We start from the raw sequence: 23,764 nt of genomic DNA, 5'->3' as shown, positions 1-23,764 counted from the left end.
TGCCGCGCGATCGCACATTACGCTAATTTTGCTCAGCCTGCGGCGTGATGCTGGGCGGGCGCGTTCGCCAACCGGCCGGCGTCCGCCGCCAGCAGCTGTTGCACCAGCTCGACGCAGCGCAGGAAGCGCTCTTCGTAATCGCTGGACTCAACGTGCACATACTCGATGTTGTTGGCGCGCAGCATCTCCTCCAGCAGGCGCTGGAACGCCAGCCGATCGGCGGTACTGCCGAGGCTGCGCAGGCCGTCCGCCACCCACGGCGTGTTGTTTTCCAGCAGGATCACCAGATCGAAACGGTATTCGTCGATCAGCGCCTGCACGAAGGGGTGTTCACGCCCCTCGTACTTTTTGCAAAACGCCTGGGTGGTGACGAAATCGGTATCGATAAATGCCACCTTGTTGGCGTACTTGACCGCGAAATCCACGTATTGCGCCTGCCCGAGGGCAATTTTGTCGTAGTCGGAGTACTGCAGCGCCATCTCGTCGCCGCCCAGGTGCGAGAACACGTAATCGCGGCCATATTCCCAGGCGCTGGTGGTGTTGAAGATGTTGGCCAGCTTGTTGACCAGCGTCGATTTGCCGCTCGACTCGCCGCCGAGGATCGCCACGGTGCGCACGAAAAACGGCTTCACCTCGGTCGGGATGTAATCCCAGTAGCGGAACGGATCCTGGCGGATCTGATTGCCGCTGATGTTCATGAACGAACGCTCGGGGTCGACCAGAATGGTTTCGATGCCCAGATGCTCGCGGTAACGCGGCGCATCCTGCGCTTCGCTGGAATAGATAAAGCTCGGCACGATGCCTTTCTGTTCCATAAAGGCCTTCATGCCGTCGCTCCACACGTTCCAGCCGTGCGGGTAGGGCTCGATGCCCTGCTCGTCGAACGAGTGGATATGGATGTTTTTCTGGTACTTGAAGGTCTGCAGCAGCCAGCGCAGGCGATCGCTGACCGTCGGCTGTTGCGACATCGAACTGTTCTCGAACAGCTCGCGGTCGCGCGGCTCGTCGTGGCACAAAATGACGTGCAGCTCATCCACCTGGCTGCAGGCGCGCTGGATCAGGTAGATATGGCCGGTGTGCAGCGGGTAAAATTTACCAAACACCACGCCGACTTTAACCTCTTTACGCGGGAACTCCAGCCCGAGAAAACGGTGCAGCGCTTCGAGCTTTTGCGCGCTCGGGCTTTTGATCTTGTCGTTCAACAGCTGGCTCAGATAGCCCTTGGTCATGCCGCTGGCATCCGCCACCTGCTGCAACGTGCAGCCTTTTTGCTTGATGGACGTCTTCAGGTAATCAAATTGCGGCATGGCCACCTCCGTTTAGTATGCTAAACAAAATAGCATATCTTGCTCGCCGTCGGCGACATTAATAAAACTCTTCCAGCACGTCCAGCGCGTCCGCCAGCTTCTTGACCCCGAACACCTGCATGTTGGCCGGCGGCTTCTTCGGCATATTGCCGTGCGGCACGATGGCGCGCTTGAAGCCGTGCTTGGCCGCTTCGGAGATCCGCTCCTGGCCGCTCGGCACCGGGCGAATTTCCCCCGCCAGCCCCACTTCGCCGAACACCACCAGATCGTTCGGCAGCGGCCGATCGCGCAGGCTCGAGACCAGCGACATCAGCAACGCCAGATCGGCGCTGGTCTCACTGACTTTCACCCCGCCGACCACGTTGACGAACACGTCCTGATCCGACATCTGCAGCCCGCCGTGCCGGTGCAGCACCGCCAGCAGGATCGCCAACCGGTTCTGCTCCAGGCCCACCGCCACGCGGCGCGGGTTGGACATCATCGAGTGATCCACCAGCGCCTGGATCTCCACCAGCAGCGGACGGGTGCCTTCCCACACCACCATCACCGAGCTGCCGGAAGTGACTTCATCGCCGCGGCTGAGGAAGATCGCCGACGGGTTGCTGACTTCGCGCAGCCCCTGTTCGGTCATAGCGAACACCCCCAGCTCGTTGACCGCGCCGAAGCGGTTCTTGTGGCTGCGCAGGGTACGGAAGCGGGAATCGGCGTCGCCGTCCAGCAGCACCGAACAGTCGATACAGTGTTCCAGCACTTTCGGCCCGGCCAGCGAGCCGTCTTTGGTGACGTGGCCGACCATCACGATCGCCACGCCGCGCGTCTTGGCGAAGCGCGTCAGGTAGGCGGCGGTTTCCCGCACCTGCGCCACGCTGCCCGGCGAAGACTGAATGTCCGCCATGTGCATCACCTGAATCGAGTCGATCACCATCAGCTTCGGCTGTTCCTGCTCGGCGATCAGGCAGATCTGCTCGATGCTGGTTTCCGACAGCATGTTCAGGCCGCCGGTCGGCAGCCCCAGACGGTGAGCGCGCATCGCCACCTGCTGCAGCGACTCCTCACCGGTGACGTACAGGGTTTTCATCTGTTCGGACAGTTTGCACAGCACCTGCAGCAACAAGGTGCTCTTGCCGGCGCCGGGGTTGCCGCCGATCAGAATCGCGCTGCCGGGCACCACGCCGCCGCCCAGCACGCGGTCGAACTCGAGAAAACCGGTGGTGAAGCGCGGCAGCGCCTCCAGGCTGATTTCCGACAGCTTCTGCACCTTGCTGACGCCGGCGTCGCCGGCATAGCCGCTGAGGCGATCGTTGCGCGCCGCTGCGGGCGACGCGGCCAAACGCACTTCCGTGATGGTGTTCCAGGCATGACAGGCGCTGCACTGCCCCTGCCAACGCGGATAGTCCGCCCCGCACTCATTGCACACAAATGCCCGTTTTGCCGCTTTTGCCACGTCTTACCTCAATCTTTCGTTATCGCACTTCGTGTTTCAGGCTGCCGGTGAGAATACACAGCACGCCCATCAGATCCGCATGCCGGATCGATACCTGCGCTTTTTCATACACTTTCGGCTTGGCGTGGTAGGCGATGCCCAACCCCGCCGCCTGCATCATTTTCAAATCGTTGGCGCCGTCGCCGATGGCCACGGTTTGCGCCAGCGGGATCTCCAGCTTCTCCGCCAGCCGCAGCAGCGTGTCGGCTTTGAACTGCGCGTCCACCACCGGCCCCAGCACTTCGCCGGTCAGCTTGCCGTCGCGGATCTCCAGCTCATTGGCCGCCGCCGCCACCAGCCGCAGCCGGTTGCGCAGGTATTCGGCGTAGTAGGTGAAGCCGCCGGAGGCGATCGCCACATGCCAGCCCATCGCCTGCAGCTTGCCCACCAGGCTGGTCAGCCCCGGCATCAACGGCAGCTCGTCGCGCACCTGCTTGAGGATGTTGGCATCGGCCCCTTTCAGCGTGCCGACGCGCTGGCGCAGGCTGGCAGTAAAGTCCAGCTCGCCGCGCATCGCGCGTTCGGTGACTTCCGCCACCTGTTCGCCGACGCCCGCCAATTTGGCGATCTCATCGATGCATTCGATCTCGATCGCCGTCGAATCCATGTCCATCACCAGCAGCCCCGGCGTGCGCAGGTGCGGGATCTTGCCGAGCGGCGCCACGTCCAGCCCGCTCTCCGCCGCCAACAGCTTGGCGCGCGGCGTCAAGGTGCCCGCCAGGCGCACCACCTGATAGTCGTCCACGCCCCAGGCGGTGACGATCACCATCGCCGCGCCCAGCTTGCGTTGGAATTGGGTAATGCGCGCCTTGTCCAGCTTCCTGCCGTATAACAGCCACCCGGTATTGCCCGCCCGGTAGTCCAGCGGCATCACTTCGTCGCCGCTGAGCGAAAGGGGAAGACCCGGCCATTGAGAGATCTCCGCCGGAAGATCGCAATAGGTCAGACTGTTTGACATCATTGACTCCTGAATGGACAAAAACGCTGCATGATAAAACGACGCATCAAGCTATCCTATCGCCAGCGGTTCTGGCAACATAAAGTGTCCCCGATGCCCAAGGAACCTGCATGGCTCGCGCTAAACTGAAATTTCGCCTGCACCGCACCGCTATTATCCTGATTTGCCTGGCTTTGCTGGTGCTGCTGATGCAGGGCGCCTCTTATTTTAGCCTGAGTCACCAAATGGCGCGATCCGAGCAGGTGGAAGAGCTGGCGCAGACGCTGACCAAACAGGTCGCCTACAGCCTGGCGCCGCTGCTGGACGACGACGGCAACAACCCGCGCATCGACGCCATCCTCAAGCAGCTCACCGATCACAGCCGCATTCTCGACGTCAGCGTGTATCAGTTGGACGGCACGCTGGTCTCCCACGCCGGGGAGCAGATAAGTATACGCGATCGCCTATCGCTCGACGGCAAACGCGCCGGCAGCTACTTCAACCACCAGTTGGTCGAATCCATTCAGGGCAAAGACGGCCCGATCGGCTTTATCCGCATCACCCTCGACACCCACGTGCTGGCGACCGAATCCAAACAGGTGGACAACACCACCAACCTGCTGCGCCTGATGATCCTGCTGGCGCTGGCGATCGGCATCATTCTGGCGCGCACCCTGCTGCAGCACCGCCGCAGCCGCTGGCAGCAGTCGCCCTACCTGTTGACCGCCAACACGCCACTGGAAGAAGGCAATACGGTGGAAGACGACGAAGAGGATGCGCCGGAGAAAAAACAGGAAGCGCCGAAGAAGGAGTAACTCAGGCCAGGCGTTGAATGCGTCCGTGCAGCTTCTGCAATTGCGCCAGCATTTGCTCGGCAATCGCGCGGAAGGCTTCACTAATGTCGTCATGTTGCGCCGTGCGCCGCCAGAACTCGAGAGCCAATAGCTCCGCTTGCCGCCAGACGGCGCCGCTCACCTCATTGCTCAAACGGATCTCCACCGCGTCATGGCGCAGATTGCCGCTGCTTGCCGGGGCAAAAGCCATCGGCAGCATATCGTACAAAGGCGCCAACATGACCGGCCGCTGCGTTGGCCGCAAGAACGACAGATTACCCTGGTGCATATCGCTATTGGCGATCAAACGGCCAAAGGCCCAATACAGGGCAATCCGTTGGCAGGCAGAGCGATCGATCACGCCTTGCTGCAATAACCGATTAGCCGCCACAACCCAGTTGGCATGGCCGCTGCCGCTGAACTCAGCATCCAGCGCCTCCAGTGACACCATCGCCACCCGCCCTTCTTCGCCGATGCGATCAAAGCGCTCTACCTCTAAAAAGCATTGCCGATCGGCGCCAAACAGGATTTGCGCCGTTGCGGCAGGCAATCCCGTAGCGGCGACCGTCTGCAACGCCAGCGACTCGGCGATCAGCAAATCGCTCCAGCGCTGTGCAATGACATGCGTCGGCGCCAGACTGAACTTCACCAAAACATGCGCACGATACCCAGGCGTCAGCTCAGCATAGGCGGCAAATTTGGGTTGTTCGCCACCGGCGGAGGAACCCACCAGTTCCCCAGCCAGCGCTTGGACAGACAATGCGGCGTAACGCTCGGTTTTATCTTCCGCCGCGATAGCGACGGCAGTCTCCCGCATCAACCAACGCTGATAGCTGTCGGCGCCAGGCAGCAAATCGCCGGTCATGTCTTCGCCATAACGGCAGAGCGCCAACAGACGTTGGCCCTCATCCCATCGCCGCACATCCTCCGGCAAATTCAACTCGTGGGCCGCCGCTTTGCCCCAGGCTCGCCCAAGAAAGCCAATCGGCCTCAGGTCATTCAGATACCATGGCAGGCCGTCATAGAGCTGCCACTCTCCGCTGCGCTCATCGCACACCGCACAGTTATCGGCAGGATACAGCGGGCAAAGCGTGGCAAACAGGTGTGCCTTACCCCGTTCATCAACCCGATACAGCGGAAACTGCCTCTCACCGCCGATCCCGCGCCGCAATACATAGCGCGTCGCCTTACCTTTACCGAGGATCAATACGGCGCCCGCCAGTTCGCGGATACGGCGCGATAGCGTCGGCTGGCTGATGCCCAACGCTTCTGTCAGTTGACGAGCCGTGGCCGGCCCATGACGCAAAACTTGTTCAACGGTGAGCATCGGATGAATAGATTGGTGAATAGATTGATAGAGGAAGTAATAGCGTTAAATGGCAGGAAGGTAAAGCGTTAGCCAAAAACGGCCGTGCGGAATGAATAGATTGACGGGCGGGCGCCATGACGACGCCCGCCGCGGTATTACGCTTTGTCGCCCAGCAGCACGGATTCCAGCGCGATAACGATCATTTCGTTAAAGGTGGTCTGGCGTTCCGCCGCCGTGGTCGCTTCGTGACGCAGGATGTGGTCGGACACGGTGCAGATGGTCAGCGCCTTGCAGCCGAACTCTTCGTACAGCTCCGCCGCCACGCCGTAGATGCCGGCCGCTTCCATTTCCACGCCCAGGATGCCGTACTTCTTCATCACCTGGAACATGTCCGGATCCGGGGTATAGAACAGATCGGCGGAGAAGATGTTGCCCACGCGCGCCGGGATGCCCTGCACCGCCGCCGCATCGACCGCATTGCGCACCATGTCGAAGTCGGCGATCGCCGCGTAGTCGTTGTCCTTGAAGCGCAGACGGTTCACCTTGGAGTCGGTGCACGCGCCCATGCCGATCACCACGTCGCGCAGTTTGATATCGTCACGCACCGCGCCGCAGGAACCCACGCGAATGATCTTCTTCACGCCGAATTCGGCGATCAGCTCGCGCGCATAGATGGAGCAGGACGGGATGCCCATGCCGTGGCCCATTACGGAGATGCGGCGGCCTTTGTAGGTGCCGGTGAAGCCCAACATGCCGCGCACGTTGTTCACTTCCACCGCGCCTTCCAGGAAGGTTTCGGCGATGTATTTTGCGCGCAGCGGATCGCCCGGCATCAGTACTACGTCAGCGAAATCACCCATCTCAGCATTAATGTGCGGCGTAGCCATAATTCTCTTCCTTTAAATCGTATTAAATAGCGTTAAACGTATAAGCCGTGGTATGTCAGACGGCGGCCAACTGCGCCACCGCCTTAAACTCACGAATTAAAACAGGGTTTTACCGTAATCCATCGGCGACAGGCCAAAATAATTGGCGACGGTCTGGCCGATGTCGGCGAAGGTCTCGCGGTGGCCCAGCGAGCCCGGTTTCACTTTCGGGCCGTAGACCAGCACCGGGATGTGCTCACGGGTGTGGTCGGTGCCCGGCCAGGTCGGGTCGCAGCCGTGGTCGGCGGTGAAGATGATGATGTCTTCGTCTTTCACCAGCTTCAGCAGCTCCGGCAGGCGGCGGTCGAACAGCTCCAGCGCGGCGGCGTAGCCCGCCACGTCGCGGCGGTGGCCGTAAGAGGAGTCGAAGTCCACGAAGTTGGTGAACACGATGGTGTTGTCGCCGGCCTTTTCCATTTCAATCAGGGTCGCGTCGAACAGCGCGTCGATGCCGGTCGCTTTCACCTTCTTGGTGATGCCGACGTTGGCATAGATGTCGGCGATTTTACCGATCGACACCACTTCGCCGCCCTTCTCGTCCACCAGCTTTTTCAGCACGGTCGGCGCCGGCGGCTCTACCGCCAGATCGTGGCGGTTGCCGGTGCGCTGGAAGTGGCCCGGCTTGTCGCCGACGAACGGACGCGCGATCACGCGGCCGATGTTGTAACCGCCTTCGGTTAGCTCTTCACGCGCGATTTCGCACAGCTCGTACAGGCGATCCAGGCCGAAGGTTTCTTCATGGCAGGCGATCTGGAACACCGAGTCGGCGGAGGTGTAGAAAATCGGCTTGCCGGTTTTCATGTGCTCTTCGCCCAGTTGATCGAGGATCACGGTGCCGGATGAGTGACAGTTGCCCAGGTAGCCCGGCAGGTTGGCGCGCTCCACCAGCTTATCCAGCAACGCCTGCGGGAAGCTGTTGTGCTCGTCCTTGAAGTAGCCCCAGTCGAACAGTACCGGCACGCCGGCGATTTCCCAGTGGCCCGACGGCGTGTCTTTACCGGAAGAGAGCTCGCTGGCGTAAGCGTAAGCGCCGATGATGTCGGCGTTGCGATCCAGCCCCTGCGGGAAGTTGCCGGTGGACTCTTCCGCCGCTTTGCCGAGCCCCAGGCGACTCAGGTTAGGCAGCGTCAGCGGGCCCTGGCGGCCCGCGTTGGCTTCACCGCGCGCGCAAACTTCGGCGATGTGGCCCAGAGTGTCGGAACCCTGGTCGCCAAAACGTTCGGCGTCTTCGCTGGCACCGATGCCGAAGGAGTCCAATACCATAATAAATGTGCGTTTCATCTGTGCTCTCCTGCGTGTTCTCACGCTTTGGACGGCCGCGAAAAAGCCGCGACCGTTCCTGATTCTTGGGTTATTCCGTGACGCGCTTATACACCACCGGCGTCGCTTCCGGCGCCTTGTCGCTCAGCGTCATTGCGCTACGCACCGCATCGGCCGCCTGCTGCCAGCTCTCTTCATCGTTGGCGTGGATCATCGCCAGCGGCTGCTGGGCATCCACCTTATCACCCAGGCGCGCCACCTCGGTCAGACCGACGCTGTAATCGATGGCGTCGCTCGCCCGGCGGCGGCCGCCGCCCAGCGAAACCACCGCCATGCCCAGCGCGCGGGTATCCATGGCGCTGATGATGCCCGGATTTTCAGCATACACCGGCTTGCTCAGCGTTGCCGCCGGCAGATAGCTATCATAACGTTCGACGAAGTCTATCGGCCCTTGCTGCGCCGCCACCATGCGGCCAAACACTTCCGCCGCCTTGCCGTTGTCCAGTACCGCCTGCAGTTTGGCGCGCGCATCGGCCTCGTCATTCGCCAGGCCGCCGGACAGCAGCATCTCCACGCACAGCGCCAGCGTCACTTCCAGCAGGCGCGGGTTGCGGTATTCACCGGTCAGGAAACGCACCGCTTCGCGCACTTCCACCGCATTGCCGGCGCTGGAGGCCAGCACCTGGTTCATGTCGGTCAGCAGCGCAGTGGTCTTGCAGCCCGCGCCGTTGGCCACGCCGACGATCGCCTGCGCCAAATCTTGCGACAGGGCATAGGTCGGCATAAAGGCGCCGGAACCGACCTTCACGTCCATCACCAGCGCATCCAGCCCTTCCGCCAGTTTTTTGGCCAGAATGGAGGCAGTGATCAGCGGGATAGAATCCACGGTGGCGGTGATGTCGCGGGTGGCGTAAAAACGTTTGTCCGCCGGCGCCAGCGAGCTGGTCTGGCCGATGATCGCCACGCCGACGTCCTGAATGATTTTACGGAAGGCGTTATCGTCCGGGAAAATATTGAAGCCCGGAATGGCTTCCAGTTTGTCCAGCGTGCCGCCGGTATGCCCCAGGCCGCGGCCGGAGATCATCGGCACATAGCCGCCGCAGGCCGCCACCATCGGGCCGAGCATCAGCGAGGTCACGTCACCCACGCCGCCGGTCGAATGCTTGTCGACGATCGGGCCGTTCAGCGCCAAACTCTTCCAGTCCAGCACGGTGCCGGAATCGCGCATCGCCATGGTGAGCGCCACGCGCTCCGGCATGCTCATGTCATGGAAATAAATGGTCATCGCCAGCGCGGCGATCTGCCCTTCCGACACCACATTGTCGCGAATACCGTTGATGAAAAAGCGGATTTCCGCTTCGCTTAACGGCTGGCCGTCGCGTTTCTTACGAATAATTTCTTGAGCCAGGAACAAGGCATCCCCCTGTGTCGCCGAGAGTCGGTGCAGACGGGCGCGCCTGGCGCCCGCCAACGAAATCGATCAGTAGCCGCCGCCGGCGGTCTGGGTCTGGTGGCCCAGCGCGGTCAGCAAGCTGGCCAGCAGGCTGGAAGCGCCAAAGCGGAAATGCCGCGCATCGGCCCACCCCTCGCCCAGAATACGATCGGCAAGTTGCAGATAATGCAGCGCGTCTTCCGCGGTGCGCACGCCGCCGGCCGGCTTGAAGCCCACCGTCTTTGCCACGCCCAGATCGCGGATCACCGACATCATCAGCTCGGCGCTCTCCAGGGTGGCGTTGACCGGTACCTTGCCGGTGGAGGTCTTGATAAAGTCAGCCCCGGCCTTGATGGCGATCTCGGACGCCTTGCGGATCAGATCGGCCTGCTTCAGCTCACCGGTTTCGATGATCACTTTCAGCAGCACGTTGGCCGCCTGACAAGCCTGCTTGCACTGTTTCACCAGCTCGAAGCCGACCTGTTCGTTGCCGGCGATCAGCGCACGGTATGGGAACACCACGTCCACTTCATCCGCGCCATAGGCGATCGCCGCGCGGGTTTCCGCCAGCGCGATGTCGATATCGTCATTGCCATGCGGGAAGTTGGTCACGGTGGCGATACGGATGTCCGGCGTGCCTTGCTCGCGCAGCGCCTTACGCGCCACCGGGATAAAACGCGGGTAGATGCAGATGGCCGCCGTGTGGCCGGCCGGGCTGTTGGCCTGACGACAGAGGGCGATCACTTTCTCGTCAGTGTCATCATCATTCAGCGTGGTTAAATCCATCAAGTTCAGCGCACGTTGCGCTGCTGCGGTTAATTCGGTCATAAAACTCTCCAACTGAGTACCTGGGTGTTGGCGAGCGGACTTGGTTCCATGAAGATAGCGCTGGGGAACGGCGTTCCCGCGGCGGCAACTGAGATCCTTCTCACCGCACATGGCCACCCGCCTTGCGGCCGGCCAGTAATAGCTATTTGAACACGAATGCCGGAGGCGATTCGCGTTCATCGTCACACTATATGAAATAGCACTGTAACAGACCGGAATTATATGTGAAGATCATCACAAAATAACGCGATATCGTTCACAAATTCGCTAAAGAAGCGGCTGAAGATCGCGGGTGCGACAAACACCCGCGTTGCTTAGAGTATAGGCGGAGTCCCGAGATCGGTCGCGCCGTCGCGGGCTCCGTGATGGCTTACAGCGCCAGGAAGAAGCCAGCGATGGTGGCACTCATCAGGTTGGACAGCGTGCCCGCCGCCACGGCCTTCAGACCGAAGCGCGCGATGTCGTGGCGACGGTTGGGCGCCATGCTGCCCAGACCACCCAGCAAGATCGCCACCGAGGAGAGGTTGGCGAAGCCGCACAGCGCAAAGGAAATGATCGCCTTGGTGTGCGTCGACAGCACCTGCAGGCCTTCCGCCGCCACTACGTCATCCGGGCGCAGATAGGCGCCGAAGTTCATGTAGGCGACGAATTCGTTGACGATGATCTTCTGGCCGATGAACGAACCGGCGGTCATCGCCTCGCTCCACGGCACGCCGATCAGGAAAGCGATCGGCGAGAACACCCAGCCGAGGATCAGTTCAAGCGACAGCTGCGGATAATCGAACCAGCCGCCGATACCGCCGAGAATGCCGTTAAGCAAGGCGATCAGCGCGATAAACGCCAGCAGCATCGCACCGACGTTCAGCGCCAGCTGCATGCCGGAAGCCGCGCCGGAAGCCGCCGCATCGATCACGTTGGCCGGACGATCCTCTTCGGCGATCAGCTTCATCGCATCGTCTTTATCGTGGGTCTGCTCGGTTTCCGGCACCATCAGCTTGGCGAACAGCAGCCCGCCCGGCGCGGCCATGAAGGACGCGGCGATCAGATATTCCAGCGGCACGCCCATCTGCGCGTACCCCGCCAACACCGAACCGGCTACCGAGGCCAGGCCGCCGCACATCACGGCGAACAGTTCTGACTGGCTCATGGTGGCGATATAGGGGCGCACCACCAGCGGCGCTTCGGTCTGGCCAACGAAAATGTTGGCGGTCGCCGACAGCGATTCGGTGCGCGAGGTGCCCAGCAGCTTGTGCAGGCCGCCGCCCAACACGCGGATCACCAACTGCATGATGCCGAGGTAGTACAGCACCGCAATCAGCGAGGAGAAGAACACGATCACCGGCAGGACGCGCAGCGCGAACACGAAGCCGCCGCCGCCGAACACCTCGAACATCTTGTCGGACACCAGCCCGCCGAAGATGAACGAAATGCCCTGATTGCCGTAGGCGATAACGTTTGCCACGCCGTTAGACATACTGCCGAGAATGCTGCGGCCCAGCGGCACGTACAGCACCAGCGCGCCGATGCCGACCTGAATGATGAACGCCCACACCACGGTGCGCAATTTGATGGCCCGACGGTTGCTGGAGAGCAGCACCGCAATGGCGATCAGCACCGCCATACCGACCAGACTCATGATGAGTTGCATGCAAAGTTTCCCTGTTGCAAAAAATAAAATACATCCCTGCTCATGAAGAGAGGTCTGCTATTGGAGAGTTTCGGGGGGATTATACTGAGCGAGGTCACCCTCGCACCGATTTATGTCACAAATGTATACAACGAGACGCAAATGAAAATCTTATAACGTGACGCAAGTCACGTTATAAGCTCGTCAATCCGGCATGGCAAACAGTGACTGGGTATTGCGTTGCAGATGAGCGGCGATCTCGTCGGCCGGTTCCGGCCGCAGCTCGCACAGCGTGTGAAACACCTCGGCGGCACGCTCGGGGCGATTCGGCTGCCCCTGATAACCGGCCAGCGGCATGTCCGGCGCATCCGTCTCCAGCAGCAGCGCCTCAAGCGGCAGCTGCGCCATCACGCCGCGCGTTTTCTGCGCCCGCTCATAGGTGATGGTGCCGCCCACGCCGATGTAATAGCCGAGGCGGATAAACGCCTGCGCCTGCGACAGGCTGCCGGCGAAGCCGTGCACCACGCCGCGACGCGGCAGCTGCATGCGCCGCAGCGCCGCGGCCAGCTGATCGTGGGTACGCCGCGAGTGCAGGATCACCGGCAGGTCATGCTGTTTCGCCAGCCTCAGTTGGGCCAGCAGCACGCTTTGCTGGCGCTCGAACTGCGGGTTGTCCATATACAGATCGAGCCCGATCTCCCCCACCGCCACCAGCTTGCGCGGCCGTTCGGCCAACAGCGCCGCCAGCTGTTCCAGCTGCGGCTCATGATGCTGCGCGATATACAGCGGGTGCAGCCCCAGCGCGGCGAACAGCGGCGCGTGATCCTGCGCCAGCCGCAGCACCCGCGCGAAGCGATCGGCGGTGACCGTCGGGACGATGATGCGCTGCACGCCGGCGCTTGCCGCCCGCGTCAGGCTCTCGGCCTCATGTCCGGTAAAGGGCGGGAAATCGAAATGGCAGTGGGTGTCGGTAAAGGCGTAGCTCACAGCGCGCCCCCTTCACCCGGCGGCAGATCGCCCGGCAGAATGAGCTTCGGCGCCGCCACCGCAGCCTCCGGCTGCGCCGTGAGATCGGGCGACATGGCGATGTCGGTCACGATCGGCGAAGGCATTCTGACGTTCTCCGGCTGGATAAGGCGGCGCGACAACGATTTTTGCACCTTGATACCGTCCGGTTCCTGCTGCGCCATCCACTGGCCGACGGTGGCCAGGAAGTAGCGGCCGCAGCGGCGCCCCAGGTGATAATCCTGATTGAGCGCCCCCAGTCGGCTGCCGAGCGCATTGCTGGCCAGCGGCTTCGGCGGGAAGATCTCGAAGATGCGCAGCTTGCCCGGCGGTTTCTCAATAAAGCGCTGGATGCGGTGATAGCTTTGCTCGTGATGCTGCAGGATGCGCACCATCTGCTGCAGGCTGCTGTCGCTCAGCCAATGCTCCATGCGCTTCATCCACTGCGGGGTGTAGTACATTTGCGAAGGCACGGTGCGGATCACCACGATGGTGTCGGCGCCGCGGCGGTAGGCCTCTTCCACCGGGATCGCATCGCTGATGCCGCCGTCCTGATAGCTGACGCCGTCCAACTCCACGCCCTGACGGTAAAAGCCGGGAATGGCGCTGGACGCCTTGATGGCCGGCAGCCAGCGTTCGCGCTGCGCCGGCAGATAGGCCGGTTCGAAATCGTCGCTGCGGCAGGCGCACAGCAGGAATTCGCGCCCGTCGGTAAAGTGCTGTTCCGCCACGTCCATCGCCAGCGGCATCTGCGCCGCCGCCGTATCAACCAGCCAATCGAGATCGATCAGATGCCCGCCGCGCACAAAGCGCAGCGGATTGAAGAACTGGGCCGAGGTGGTGTAACGGGTGATCACCCGGCGCGCGTAGCCCATCTGCCCACAGATATAGGCGGACAGATTTTGCGCGCCGGCCGATGTGCCGATCAGCAGATCGAAAGGGTTAAAGCCCGCGCGCTGGAACTCGTCCAGCACGCCGGCGGTGAAAATGCCGCGCTGGCCGCCGCCTTCGCAGACCAACGCCATCTTGCCTGGCCGAAAGGGTTTAGACGCCAGCGGTTCTATATTGCCGAGCGTGATGGGTATTCTGTATCCCAACTTGGCATCCTCAGTGAGACGTTTTCTCCGAGGATACCGCGTCTCGCTCTCTTCCGTAATCCTCTTGCAGCACGCCGACGAGGAAATCATTGCTGCCGGCCAACCAGGCACCATCGCTGCCGGACCATTCGGCCCACGCCTGCCATACCTGGCCTTTCAGCTGTTTCCAGCGCCCGACGATGATGTCGCTGTTCATGGCCGGCCCTCCCCGAGGTGAGAAAAGGAATTAAGCTTTGTTACAGTTTGCAGGAAAATGCCGGCCGGCTAAGGGCGCCGACGGCCGGTGAACAGGCTGACCAGGAACAGGATGATGCCGACAACGAACACGACTTTGGCGGCCCAGGCGGCGGTGCCCGCCAGCGAACCGAACCCCAGTGCCGCAGCGATAAGCGCGATGACTAAAAAGATAATGCCCCAACGAAACATAAGCTTCTCCTTACCATTGTGAAAAAATTCGCTGCCGTCTACCGCCCCGACAACGGACGTCGACGGCAAATCAGTTTCTTTTTTTGGTGGTACACGTCGGGCCGCCTTCACGGCCCGACAGATGCGGCTTGTTGTTACTTGTTACGGGCGCCTGGCGGGATTACGGCTTGACCACCAGGTCGTTTTTCACGCTTTTCACGCCGTCGATAGCCTTGGCGATGCTTTCGGCACGCTCAGACTGCGCCTGCGTTTTCACCTCACCGGAAAGCTGCACCACGCCATCGGTGGTTTCCACTTTCACATTGCGCGACGGCACGATGTCATCGGCCAGCAGCTTGGCTTTCAGCTCGCTAGTGGTGGCGGTGTCGCCGGCATACGATTTGATCGACTGGTTGGCTTCATCTTTCACGTGCAGCTTGTCGCTGACGGTTTTGACGCCTTCCACCTTACCGGCAACCGCAACCGCATGCTCCGCCTGCGCCTGGCTGCCGACAAACCCGCTCAGGATCACGGTGCCTTTTTCGGTTTTCACCGAAATGTCAGCGCTTTTGATGGTTTTATCGTCCACCAACGCACTTTTAACTTTAGCCGTTATCGCGCTGTCATCCATGTAACCGTCAACTTTTTTCATGGAGCTATCGATTTTGGCACCGGCACTGTCCGCGGCGTTAGACGCCTTGTTGAGCAGACTGTCTTCGGCCAGCGCAGTGCCGCTCACCAAAGCAGAACCCAAAACAACAGCCATCAGCGAGTGTGCAAATTTGGTCTTTTTCATCGATCTCTTCCTTTTGTTGGGGGCCCCAGCGCCAGAGCGCCGGAACCCTTCAGCCGCCTTCACGCGGCCTCTCGGTAAATACTTCATCATCGCTATACGATTAAGCGTTCACGACAGGAATATTGCAACCGCCGTGCCAACTCCATAAACACCTTAAAAATCAAACAAAAAAAGCATTGAGTCGGATTTTTAATCAAAAAACTGTCGCCTATTGACGACAGACTAAGTGACACGAAACGGTAAAACATTCATCTCATTGATATTTAAGGAAACAGACTGTCTCCTATCGGCAACACATCAGAATAACTCACCAAACAATCAGCGTATTACAGTGATTTACTCTCAAACAATGTGCGGACATCTCGTTAAAGATAGACCATGCGGCGGAAAATGCAGGCCAAACGAACGCTGCCTGCCGATATCGGTTTGCGGCATAAAAGGTGAGGAAGTTTTATTAATTAGCGGAGTGAGGATGAGGGAGGTTGGCAGGGCGCACCGGGCGCCCTGCCGATTGATCAGTGTTCGCGGGTTTTGCGGAAGGTCACGTCAGGATAGCGTTCCTGCGTCAGGTTGAGGTTCACCATGGTCGGCGCGATGTAGGACAGGTTGTCCCCACCGTCCAGCGCCAGGTTGATCTCGTTCTTGCGCTTGAACTCTTCGAACTTCTTCACGTCGTCGCACTCGACCCAGCGCGCGGTCGACACGTTGACCGACTCATACAGCGCTTCCACGTTGTACTCGCTTTTCAAACGCGCTACCACCACGTCGAACTGCAGCACGCCTACCGCGCCGACGATCAGATCGTTGTTGGCGATCGGGCGGAATACCTGCACCGCGCCCTCTTCGGACAGCTGCACCAGCCCCTTCAGCAGCTGTTTCTGCTTCAGCGGATCGCGCAGGCGAATGCGGCGGAACAGTTCCGGCGCGAAGTTCGGAATACCGGTGAACTTCATGTCTTCACCCTGGGTGAAGGTATCGCCGATCTGAATGGTGCCATGGTTGTGCAGACCGATGATGTCGCCCGGATAGGCTTCTTCCACGTGCGAACGGTCGCCGGCCATAAAGGTCAGCGCATCGGAGATCACCACGTCTTTGCCGGTGCGCACCTGGCGCAGCTTCATGCCCTTCTCATAACGGCCGGACACCACACGCATAAAGGCCACGCGGTCGCGGTGCTTCGGATCCATGTTGGCCTGGATCTTGAACACGAAGCCGGTGAATTTCTCTTCCGCCGCCGTCACTTCGCGGGTGTCGGTTTTGCGCGGCATCGGCGCCGGCGCCCAGGACACCAGGCCGTCCAGCATGTGATCCACGCCGAAGTTGCCGAGTGCGGTACCGAAGAACACCGGGGTCAGTTCGCCGCTCAGGAAAGCTTCCTGATCGAACTCGTGAGAAGCGCCCTGCACCAGCTCCAGCTCATCGCGCAGCTGCGCCGCCAGATCTTCGCCCACCGCCGCATCCAGCTCAGGGTTGTTCAGGCCCTTGACGATGCGCACTTCCTGAATGGTGTGGCCTTTACCGGTCTGGTACAGGTAGGTTTCATCCTTGTACAGGTGGTAAACGCCCTTGAAAAGCTTGCCGCAGCCGATCGGCCAGGTGATGGGCGAGCAGGCGATCTTCAGTTCGCGCTCAACTTCGTCCATCACTTCCATCGGATCGCGAATGTCGCGGTCCAGCTTGTTCATGAAGGTCAGGATCGGCGTGTCGCGCAGGCGGGTGACTTCCATCAGCTTGCGGGTGCGATCCTCTACGCCCTTGGCGGCGTCGATCACCATCAGACAGCAGTCGACCGCGGTCAGGGTGCGATACGTATCTTCGGAGAAGTCTTCGTGCCCCGGGGTATCCAGCAGGTTGACCAGGCTGTCACGGTACGGGAACTGCATCACCGAGGTGGTGATCGAGATCCCACGCTGCTTTTCCATTTCCATCCAGTCGGATTTGGCGTGCTGGCTGGAGCCGCGGCCTTTTACCGTACCGGCGGTCTGGATCGCCTGTCCGAACAGCAGCACTTTTTCGGTAATGGTGGTTTTACCGGCATCGGGGTGCGAGATGATGGCGAAAGTTCTTCTTTTGGAGACTTCGCGGGCAAATTCACTAGGAGACATGGTTTTCAGGTTCTACGGTTAGTCCGCCCTGCGACATCATCAGAACGCGCCGATCGCGGCGCCGGGCAAAGCGGTGAATAAAAGATAACAGCCGGGCATTTTCGCCGATTTGCCAACCGGTGACAATCAATGCTTTTTCCGGCCGGGCTGATTACCCCAGCGGCAGCGCCATCACGATCGCGTCTTCGCGGCCGTGGGCGCTCGGGTAATAATTGCGGCGCACGGTGACTTCGTTGAAACCGAGATCTTCATACAGCGCGATCGCCGCCTGGTTGGAGGCGCGCACCTCCAGCCACAGCGTGACCACGCCGCGGCTCTCCAGCTGTTCGATCAACGCGTTGAGCAACAGGCGGCCAAAGCCCCGGCGCTGGTGCTGCGGATGGATGGCGATGTTGAACAGCGTGGCTTCGTCCAGCACGATTTGCGTGATGGCGAACCCCGCCATCTCCCCGTCGGCGCTCAGCTTCAGGTTAAGGTAGCGATCGCCCTGATTGCTGGCAAAGGTGGTTTCCGTCCAGGGGAAAGCGTGGCTGGCTTGCTCAATGATGAAGGCCGTGGCCAGGTCGGCCGCCGTCAGGGTAGAAATCGTGTTCATGATGACAAATCTGCTGCCAGAGGGCGCGTTTGGCCCCCGCGTCTTGGGAAAGCTCGGCCAGCGCCGGGCTGTGTAGCTGCGCGCCGGCGACCGCGAGCGGTTCCGCCACGCCCAGCCGCCAACTGTTGCATGTGGTCTCTTCAGGCAGCATCGCCGCCTGTTCCGGCGTCAGGCTGTAAGTTTGCGCCGGCGTCAGCCCCAGGCTGCGCAGCACGTCGCAAAACAGCGGATCGTCGGGCGCCGGCAGCGTCTGCGCCACCACCAGCAGGCGCGCCTCGGGTGGCAGACTGACCGCCACTTCGCCCTGCAACACGCCCGGGCGGCGCAATGTCCACTGCGTAATACCCAGTTGTTGTAACAGCCAGTCGCGTTTTGATGCCATGCCGATTCCTACCCGTTGTGGTGCGCCATGCCTGCCATGCGCCGCGCTATGCTAACAAACCCGCGCAGCCCGCGCCAACAAACCCGTCGAACATATCGCCACAAAGCTCTATAATCCCCGGTCTCATTTCCAGGAGCCAATATCTGATGTCTGCATTAACCCCCGCCAGTGAAGTCATGCTGCGCCACAGTGATGAATTTATCGAACGCCGCGTGCTGTTTGCCGGCGACCTGCAGGACAGCCTGCCGGCCCAATTCGAGGCCGCGGACGTGCGCGTCCACACTCAGCAATACCATCACTGGCAGTTACTGAACCGGACGATGGGCGATAACGTGCAGTTCGGTTTGACCGTCGATCCCGCTTTCGTCGCCGACTGCGACACGCTGGTTTACTACTGGCCGAAGAGCAAGCAGGAAGCGCAATTCCAGCTGTGCAACCTGCTGGCGCTGCTGCCGGTGGGAGCGGACGTGTTCGTGGTCGGTGAAAACCGCAGCGGCGTGCGCAGCGCCGAGCCAACGCTGGAAGGCCACGTCACGCTGGCGAAAATCGACAGCGCGCGCCGCTGCGGCCTGTATCACGGCCGCCTGGACGCGCAGACCGAGTTCGACCTGAACGAGTGGTGGGACAGCTATCAGCTTCACGATCTGGAAGTGAAAACGCTGCCGGGCGTGTTCAGCCGCGACGGCCTGGACGTCGGCAGCTCGCTGCTGCTGTCGACGCTGGAAAAACACATGAAAGGCAAGGTGCTGGACATCGGCTGCGGCGCCGGCGTGATGGCCTCGGTGATGGCCAAGCTGTCGCCGAAGGTGAAACTGACCCTCAGCGACGTCAATGCCGCCGCGGTGGAATCCAGCCGCGCAACACTGGCCGCCAACGGCATCGAAGGCGAAGTGATCGTCAGCAACGTTTACTCCGATATCACCGGCCGTTTCGACATGATCATCTCCAACCCGCCGTTCCACGACGGGCTGCAGACCAGCCTGACCGCTGCCGAAACGCTGATCCGCGGCGCGGTGAAGCACCTGCCGATCGGGGGTCAACTGCGCATCGTCGCCAACGCCTTCCTGCCGTACCCGGACATTCTGGACGCCACCTTCGGCAGCCACGAAGTGCTGGCGCAGAACGGCCGCTTCAAGGTGTACCAGGCGACCGTCGGCCGCCCGCCGCGCGCGCCGAAGAAGAAATAAGTTTCCGTTGGCGGAAAACGACAGAGCGCGGCACGAGGCCGCGCTTTTTTTTAGCCGTTGATATAGGTCATCGACTCCGCGCCGTAGCGATCGCCGGCCGCCGCGCTCAGCGGGAACACCGCTTCTATCGCCGCCAGTTCAGTCGCGCTCAGCGCGATCTCCGCCGCGGCGACGTTCTCTTCCAGATAGCGACGGCGTTTGGTGCCGGGGATCGGCACAATGTGTTCGCCCTGCGCCAATACCCAGGCCAGCGCCAACTGAGAAGGCTTGACACCCTTCTGCGCCGCCAGCTCGCTCACCTTCTCCACCAGCGCCAGGTTGCGGGCGAAGTTTTCCCCCTGGAAGCGCGGGTTACTGCGGCGGAAATCGTCCTCGGCCAGATCCTCCGGCCGCCGGATAGCGCCGGTGAGGAAACCGCGCCCTAACGGGCTGTAGGGCACAAAGCCGATGCCCAGGCGCTCGCAGGCCGCCAGCACGCCCTGCTCGGCGTCGCGCGTCCACAGCGAATATTCGGTCTGCAGCGCGGTGATCGGATGTACCTTGTGCGCCCGCTCCAGCGTGGCGACCGACGCCTCGCTCAGGCCGATATGGCGGATCTTGCCTTCGCGGATCAGATCCGCCATCGTGCCCACGACGTCTTCGATCGGCACCTGCGGATCGACCCGGTGCTGATAATAGAGATCGATCTCCTCCACGCCCAAGCGCCTCAGGCTCCCCTCGACGGAGCGCCGGATATACTCGGGCCGGCTGCTGACGCCGCGCGCCGAAGGATCCGCCGGATCGCGCAGGATGCCGAACTTGGTGGCCAGGAACACCTGTTGCCGCTTGCCCCTGATCGCCTCCCCCACCAGCTCTTCGTTGGTGTGCGGCCCGTACATGTCGGCGGTGTCGAGCAGCGTGACGCCCAACTCCAGCGCCCGGTGCAGCGTGGCGATGGCTTCCTGCCGATCGGCGCCGGTGGAATAGAAGTCGCTCATGCCCATGCACCCCAGCCCCAGGGCGGAGACGACGGGACCGTTGGAACCGAGTTTACGTTGTTGCATTGTGCTGCCCTCATGCGGTGAATGGATAACGCAGCAAAGTCTGGTTGTTTACGCGACAAAGATAAATAATGCAGATTGCACATCACTGTTCAAAAATCACCAACAATCCGGAGTGGACATGGATCAGGTTCAAGCCATGCGCATTTTTACCCGCATCGTCGAACTGGGCAGTTTCAGCCGGGCGGCCGAACGCCTGCAGCTGCCGCGCGCCACGGTCAGCAACGCGCTGAAACGGCTGGAACAGCGGCTGGGCGTGCGCCTGCTGATCCGCACCACCCGCCAGGTGCAGGTGACCAGCGAAGGCAGCCTCTATTACCAGCGCTGCGTACAGCTGCTGGGGGCGCTGGAAGAGGCGGACACGTTGTTCAGCCAGCATAAGCTGCAGCCGTCCGGCAAGGTGCGCATCGATATGCCCCATTCGCTGGCGCGCGAGGTGGTGATTCCGGCGCTGGACGACTTTTATCGGCGGTATCCCGACATCACGCTGGCGCTGGGCGCCAACGACACCCACGTCGATCTGTTGCGCGAAGGCGTGGACTGCGTGCTGCGCGCCTGGGAAACCGAAGACGATGGCCTGGCGGCGCGGCGCATCGCCCAGCTGCCGCAGGTCACCTGCGCTTCCCCCGCTTATCTGCAGGCCCACGGCACGCCGCTTGACATCGATAGCCTGGAGCCGCATCGCACGGTGGGGTATTTTTCACTGGCCAGCAACCGCGATTACCCGCTGGAATTCTGCCGCGGCGGCAAGCTGGAACTGCGCGAACTGCCCGCCCGGCTCAGCGTCAGCGGCGCCGACGCCTACATCGCCGGCGCGCGCGCCGGCATGGGATTGATTCAGGCGGCACGCTATTCGCTGGCGCCCTGGCTGAAACAGGGAGAGCTGGTGGAAGTGTTGGCGGACACGCCGCCCCCGCCGATGCCGATTTACATCATGTATCCGCCCGGCCGTTTCCTGGCGCCGCGGGTCAGGGTGTTGATTGATTGGCTGATTTGGCTGTTTGACCAGCAGAAAAGCGGTGATATGGCTGTTTTTCCAGCAAACGCCCGCAAAGCGGGGAAATAACTGTTGACGTGCCCGCCAAAATCTCTAGAATTCGCCTCCGTGGTAACGTTACTCCGGTAATGTTTCTGGTACGCGAAGGTGGCGGAATTGGTAGACGCGCTAGCTTCAGGTGTTAGTGTCCTTACGGACGTGAGGGTTCAAGTCCCTCTCTTCGCACCAAATAACCACATGATTTATATTGCACTCAGCATCGATGCGAAGGTGGCGGAATTGGTAGACGCGCTAGCTTCAGGTGTTAGTGTTCTTACGGACGTGAGGGTTCAAGTCCCTCTCTTCGCACCAAGCTGGCGACGTAATATAAATCAAAGCAACAACATCGACTGTGCGAAGGTGGCGGAATTGGTAGACGCGCTAGCTTCAGGTGTTAGTGTCCTTACGGACGTGAGGGTTCAAGTCCCTCTCTTCGCACCAATTGATGATCTCTCCGGTAGTTCCTTCGAAAAAATCCCAACGCATTGATGATAAACACGCTTAAGCGTGGTTTTGCCGTTTCCGGCGTTTCACCCGAAGCTGAAGTTCAGGCTGACAGCCGCCAGGCCGCCCGCCAGCGCCATGCAGGAAGGCAGCAGCAGATAGTGGCGCAGCCGGCTATTGAACAGCATCACCAACGTGGCCAACATCGCTATCACGATCAGGGTGCGCAACTGCAGCATATCCAGGTTGATCAAGGCCAGCAGCGGCATCAACGCACAAGGTAGCAAAACGCCCCAGGCGCTGGCCAGGCGATCCCCGAGGCACCAACTGACGCCCCACAGCCCGCACGCGGCAATCATGGCAGTGAGCATGACACCCCTCCTTAAGTGATAATGATAACCAATATCATATAACACTTTTTTGGCCGCTGCATCATTTTCACTGCGCTGACCAAACTCAGATGACACCAGCAGGAAAAAATGATAATTTGACATAAGAAAATTCCTAGTCCTGTTTGCATGATAATAATCACAATCCTCAACCATGCAATTCAAGTGGATATTCGCGCCAAAGGAATGCTTCTCAACCTTAATTATTCGACAGAACGACTTTGCAAAGAGTGACCTCCGTATGAACGCCCGTTCTTATCAGGAATTACTGAACAGCAAGCAGCGCCTGGCATTATTTCTTTTTCTGATAATGAATGCCGCCTCTTCCGTATTTACATTATTGTTCCCTTTTAGGGATACGCCCGCATTTACCCTACCTTTATTATGTATACCGCTATTTTGTCTGGTAGCGGCGCTATTTTCCCTGCAAACGCCACGTAAATATTTGTGCAAACTCAACCTGTTCGCCAGCGTACTCGGCCTGCTCTGGGCCGCACATATTTACGTTAAAAGTCAATATTGCCTACCGAATAACCAAGATTTTTTATTAATTAGTTTGTTTAGCATCTTTTTTATCAGCGCTATTTCTCTGACGGATAACTTTACCGCCTTTTGTTTACACGCCGTACCTTCCGCAATGATGATCCTGGCTTTAGACGGCATGCATAATACCCTGCGGATATTATTCACCACGCTATTACCTATTATCGCTTTCTCCATTCATCACCTGATGTTGAAACGCAGTGAAATCTTTACCCACGCGCTGGTGGCCAACCTGTATAACGAGCGGGACAAATTCAATAATTTGAGCATGCTCGATCCCCTGACCGGCCTTTATAACCGACGTGGGCTGGAGAATAAGATCACTATGCTGCTGGAACCGCAAACCGGCCACCATTACGTGCTATTGCTGGATATCGACCACTTCAAGGTCTACAACGACAGCTACGGCCACGCCATGGGCGATCGGGCTTTGGTGCAGGTGGCGGTCGCCATCCGCGATGCGGTGCGTTCGCGCGATATCGTAGTGCGTTACGGCGGAGAAGAGTTTTTGGTGCTGCTGACCAACGTGCACGAAGGCTACGCGGCGCAGCTGGCCGAGCGGGTGCGCCAACGCGTGGCGGAACTGAACATCCCGCACGGCGCCAGCCCGCAGCACAGCGGCACGCTGACGCTTAGCGCCGGCATCTCCGCGCTGGAAAAACTGGACATCGAATCGGCGATAGGCGCAGCCGACGCCGCGCTCTATCTGGCGAAACACAGCGGCCGCAACAATATCCAGCTGGCGCAAAACGTCCAGCCCGTCGTCATTCACCCTTAAGTCGCCGCCGAAACGGCGCG

The 23,764-nt window shown here is 60.5% G+C and carries 23 protein-coding genes and 3 tRNA genes; 7 read left to right on the top strand and 19 right to left on the bottom strand.

Features of this window, described 5'->3' with window-relative positions:
* Positions 1–32: 32 nt before the first annotated feature.
* From nadR to serB, 3 genes are read right to left on the bottom strand one after another with little or no spacing between them, the layout of a single operon-like run.
* A complete protein-coding gene (gene nadR / locus ACJ8IJ_RS16350) occupies positions 33–1,307 on the bottom strand; it encodes a multifunctional transcriptional regulator/nicotinamide-nucleotide adenylyltransferase/ribosylnicotinamide kinase NadR (protein WP_015376596.1) in 1,275 nt (424 codons plus the stop codon).
* Positions 1,308–1,365: 58 nt separating this feature from the next.
* Positions 1,366–2,751 (bottom strand): DNA repair protein RadA, encoded by a 1,386-nt coding sequence (radA, locus tag ACJ8IJ_RS16345; protein WP_025159617.1) that lies wholly within the window; start codon positions 2,749–2,751, stop codon positions 1,366–1,368.
* Positions 2,752–2,770: 19 nt separating this feature from the next.
* Entirely contained in the window at positions 2,771–3,748 is a 978-nt protein-coding gene (gene serB / locus ACJ8IJ_RS16340) for a phosphoserine phosphatase (RefSeq protein ID WP_004933052.1), read from the bottom strand.
* A 110-nt stretch (positions 3,749–3,858) separates the two neighbouring features.
* Between serB and ACJ8IJ_RS16335 the strand changes: the two genes are divergently transcribed.
* Positions 3,859–4,542, top strand: coding sequence for a YtjB family periplasmic protein (locus ACJ8IJ_RS16335; protein ID WP_131165200.1), 684 nt, complete (start codon positions 3,859–3,861; stop codon positions 4,540–4,542).
* A 1-nt stretch (position 4,543) separates the two neighbouring features.
* Here the strand turns inward: ACJ8IJ_RS16335 and yjjJ are convergent, their stop codons facing one another.
* The 14 genes from yjjJ to ACJ8IJ_RS16265 all read right to left on the bottom strand — a co-directional run bounded on the left by yjjJ (position 4,544) and on the right by ACJ8IJ_RS16265 (position 18,327).
* Entirely contained in the window at positions 4,544–5,887 is a 1,344-nt protein-coding gene (yjjJ, locus tag ACJ8IJ_RS16330) for a type II toxin-antitoxin system HipA family toxin YjjJ (protein WP_033645663.1), read from the bottom strand.
* A gap of 137 nt (positions 5,888–6,024) precedes the next feature.
* The gene (deoD, locus tag ACJ8IJ_RS16325) at positions 6,025–6,756 is read right to left on the bottom strand and encodes a purine-nucleoside phosphorylase (protein ID WP_442518818.1); all 732 of its coding nucleotides are present in this window, start codon (positions 6,754–6,756) and stop codon (positions 6,025–6,027) included.
* 96 nt (positions 6,757–6,852) lie between these two features.
* Positions 6,853–8,076 (bottom strand): phosphopentomutase, encoded by a 1,224-nt coding sequence (gene deoB / locus ACJ8IJ_RS16320; RefSeq protein WP_442518817.1) that lies wholly within the window; start codon positions 8,074–8,076, stop codon positions 6,853–6,855.
* Between the two features lie 70 nt (positions 8,077–8,146).
* On the bottom strand, positions 8,147–9,469 hold the full coding sequence (gene deoA / locus ACJ8IJ_RS16315; RefSeq protein WP_004933068.1) for a thymidine phosphorylase: 1,323 nt from the start codon (positions 9,467–9,469) through the stop codon (positions 8,147–8,149).
* A gap of 66 nt (positions 9,470–9,535) precedes the next feature.
* Entirely contained in the window at positions 9,536–10,315 is a 780-nt protein-coding gene (deoC, locus tag ACJ8IJ_RS16310; RefSeq protein WP_004933072.1) for a deoxyribose-phosphate aldolase, read from the bottom strand.
* A 370-nt stretch (positions 10,316–10,685) separates the two neighbouring features.
* Positions 10,686–11,963 (bottom strand): NupC/NupG family nucleoside CNT transporter, encoded by a 1,278-nt coding sequence (locus ACJ8IJ_RS16305; RefSeq protein WP_004933076.1) that lies wholly within the window; start codon positions 11,961–11,963, stop codon positions 10,686–10,688.
* Between the two features lie 183 nt (positions 11,964–12,146).
* Complete coding sequence (locus ACJ8IJ_RS16300; protein ID WP_004933080.1) at positions 12,147–12,929, bottom strand: metal-dependent hydrolase; 783 nt, start codon at positions 12,927–12,929, stop codon at positions 12,147–12,149.
* Entirely contained in the window at positions 12,926–14,044 is a 1,119-nt protein-coding gene (locus tag ACJ8IJ_RS16295) for a patatin-like phospholipase family protein (protein ID WP_033645664.1), read from the bottom strand. The genes ACJ8IJ_RS16300 and ACJ8IJ_RS16295 overlap by 4 nt, the downstream gene beginning before the upstream one ends.
* A 10-nt stretch (positions 14,045–14,054) precedes the next feature.
* A complete protein-coding gene (locus tag ACJ8IJ_RS16290) occupies positions 14,055–14,240 on the bottom strand; it encodes a CsbD family protein (RefSeq protein WP_004933086.1) in 186 nt (61 codons plus the stop codon).
* A 68-nt stretch (positions 14,241–14,308) separates the two neighbouring features.
* Positions 14,309–14,470 (bottom strand): DUF1328 domain-containing protein, encoded by a 162-nt coding sequence (locus ACJ8IJ_RS16285; protein ID WP_004933089.1) that lies wholly within the window; start codon positions 14,468–14,470, stop codon positions 14,309–14,311.
* Between the two features lie 160 nt (positions 14,471–14,630).
* Entirely contained in the window at positions 14,631–15,245 is a 615-nt protein-coding gene (gene osmY, locus ACJ8IJ_RS16280) for a molecular chaperone OsmY (RefSeq protein WP_131165198.1), read from the bottom strand.
* Between the two features lie 515 nt (positions 15,246–15,760).
* Positions 15,761–17,350 (bottom strand): peptide chain release factor 3, encoded by a 1,590-nt coding sequence (prfC, locus tag ACJ8IJ_RS16275; RefSeq protein WP_286093820.1) that lies wholly within the window; start codon positions 17,348–17,350, stop codon positions 15,761–15,763.
* A 151-nt stretch (positions 17,351–17,501) separates the two neighbouring features.
* Positions 17,502–17,945 carry a ribosomal protein S18-alanine N-acetyltransferase gene (gene rimI, locus ACJ8IJ_RS16270; protein ID WP_131165197.1) on the bottom strand — a complete coding sequence of 148 codons (444 nt, stop codon included), beginning with the start codon at positions 17,943–17,945 and terminating at the stop codon, positions 17,502–17,504.
* The gene (locus ACJ8IJ_RS16265; protein WP_131165196.1) at positions 17,890–18,327 is read right to left on the bottom strand and encodes a DNA polymerase III subunit psi; all 438 of its coding nucleotides are present in this window, start codon (positions 18,325–18,327) and stop codon (positions 17,890–17,892) included. The genes rimI and ACJ8IJ_RS16265 overlap by 56 nt, the downstream gene beginning before the upstream one ends.
* Before the next feature lie 146 nt (positions 18,328–18,473).
* Here ACJ8IJ_RS16265 and rsmC point away from each other — a divergent pair, with 146 nt between their 5' ends.
* Positions 18,474–19,514: a 16S rRNA (guanine(1207)-N(2))-methyltransferase RsmC gene (gene rsmC / locus ACJ8IJ_RS16260; RefSeq protein ID WP_048326064.1), complete on the top strand. Its 1,041-nt coding sequence runs from the start codon at positions 18,474–18,476 to the stop codon at positions 19,512–19,514.
* 50 nt (positions 19,515–19,564) lie between these two features.
* On the opposite strand, the gene ACJ8IJ_RS16255 is transcribed toward rsmC, so the two are convergent.
* Positions 19,565–20,557, bottom strand: coding sequence for an aldo/keto reductase (locus ACJ8IJ_RS16255; protein ID WP_131165194.1), 993 nt, complete (start codon positions 20,555–20,557; stop codon positions 19,565–19,567).
* A 118-nt stretch (positions 20,558–20,675) separates the two neighbouring features.
* Here ACJ8IJ_RS16255 and ACJ8IJ_RS16250 point away from each other — a divergent pair, with 118 nt between their 5' ends.
* From ACJ8IJ_RS16250 to ACJ8IJ_RS16235, 4 genes are all read left to right on the top strand, one after another.
* Positions 20,676–21,620: a LysR family transcriptional regulator gene (locus ACJ8IJ_RS16250; protein ID WP_131165193.1), complete on the top strand. Its 945-nt coding sequence runs from the start codon at positions 20,676–20,678 to the stop codon at positions 21,618–21,620.
* Between the two features lie 72 nt (positions 21,621–21,692).
* Positions 21,693–21,779 (top strand) — tRNA-Leu (locus tag ACJ8IJ_RS16245).
* A 36-nt stretch (positions 21,780–21,815) separates the two neighbouring features.
* Positions 21,816–21,902: transfer RNA gene (locus ACJ8IJ_RS16240), tRNA-Leu, on the top strand.
* 42 nt (positions 21,903–21,944) lie between these two features.
* Positions 21,945–22,031: transfer RNA gene (locus tag ACJ8IJ_RS16235), tRNA-Leu, on the top strand.
* An 89-nt stretch (positions 22,032–22,120) separates the two neighbouring features.
* On the opposite strand, the gene ACJ8IJ_RS16230 is transcribed toward ACJ8IJ_RS16235, so the two are convergent.
* Entirely contained in the window at positions 22,121–22,405 is a 285-nt protein-coding gene (locus ACJ8IJ_RS16230; protein WP_004933115.1) for a DUF1435 domain-containing protein, read from the bottom strand.
* A gap of 259 nt (positions 22,406–22,664) precedes the next feature.
* Here ACJ8IJ_RS16230 and ACJ8IJ_RS16225 point away from each other — a divergent pair, with 259 nt between their 5' ends.
* Positions 22,665–23,744, top strand: a complete 1,080-nt coding sequence (locus ACJ8IJ_RS16225) for a GGDEF domain-containing protein (protein ID WP_033645665.1) — start codon at positions 22,665–22,667, stop codon at positions 23,742–23,744.
* Positions 23,745–23,764 lie beyond the last annotated feature (20 nt).

The sequence above is a fragment of the Serratia sp. CY40230 genome, assembly GCF_052168835.1.
GTDB lineage: Bacteria > Pseudomonadota > Gammaproteobacteria > Enterobacterales > Enterobacteriaceae > Serratia > Serratia nematodiphila.
This window is presented reverse-complemented; position numbering and strand designations above follow the sequence as displayed.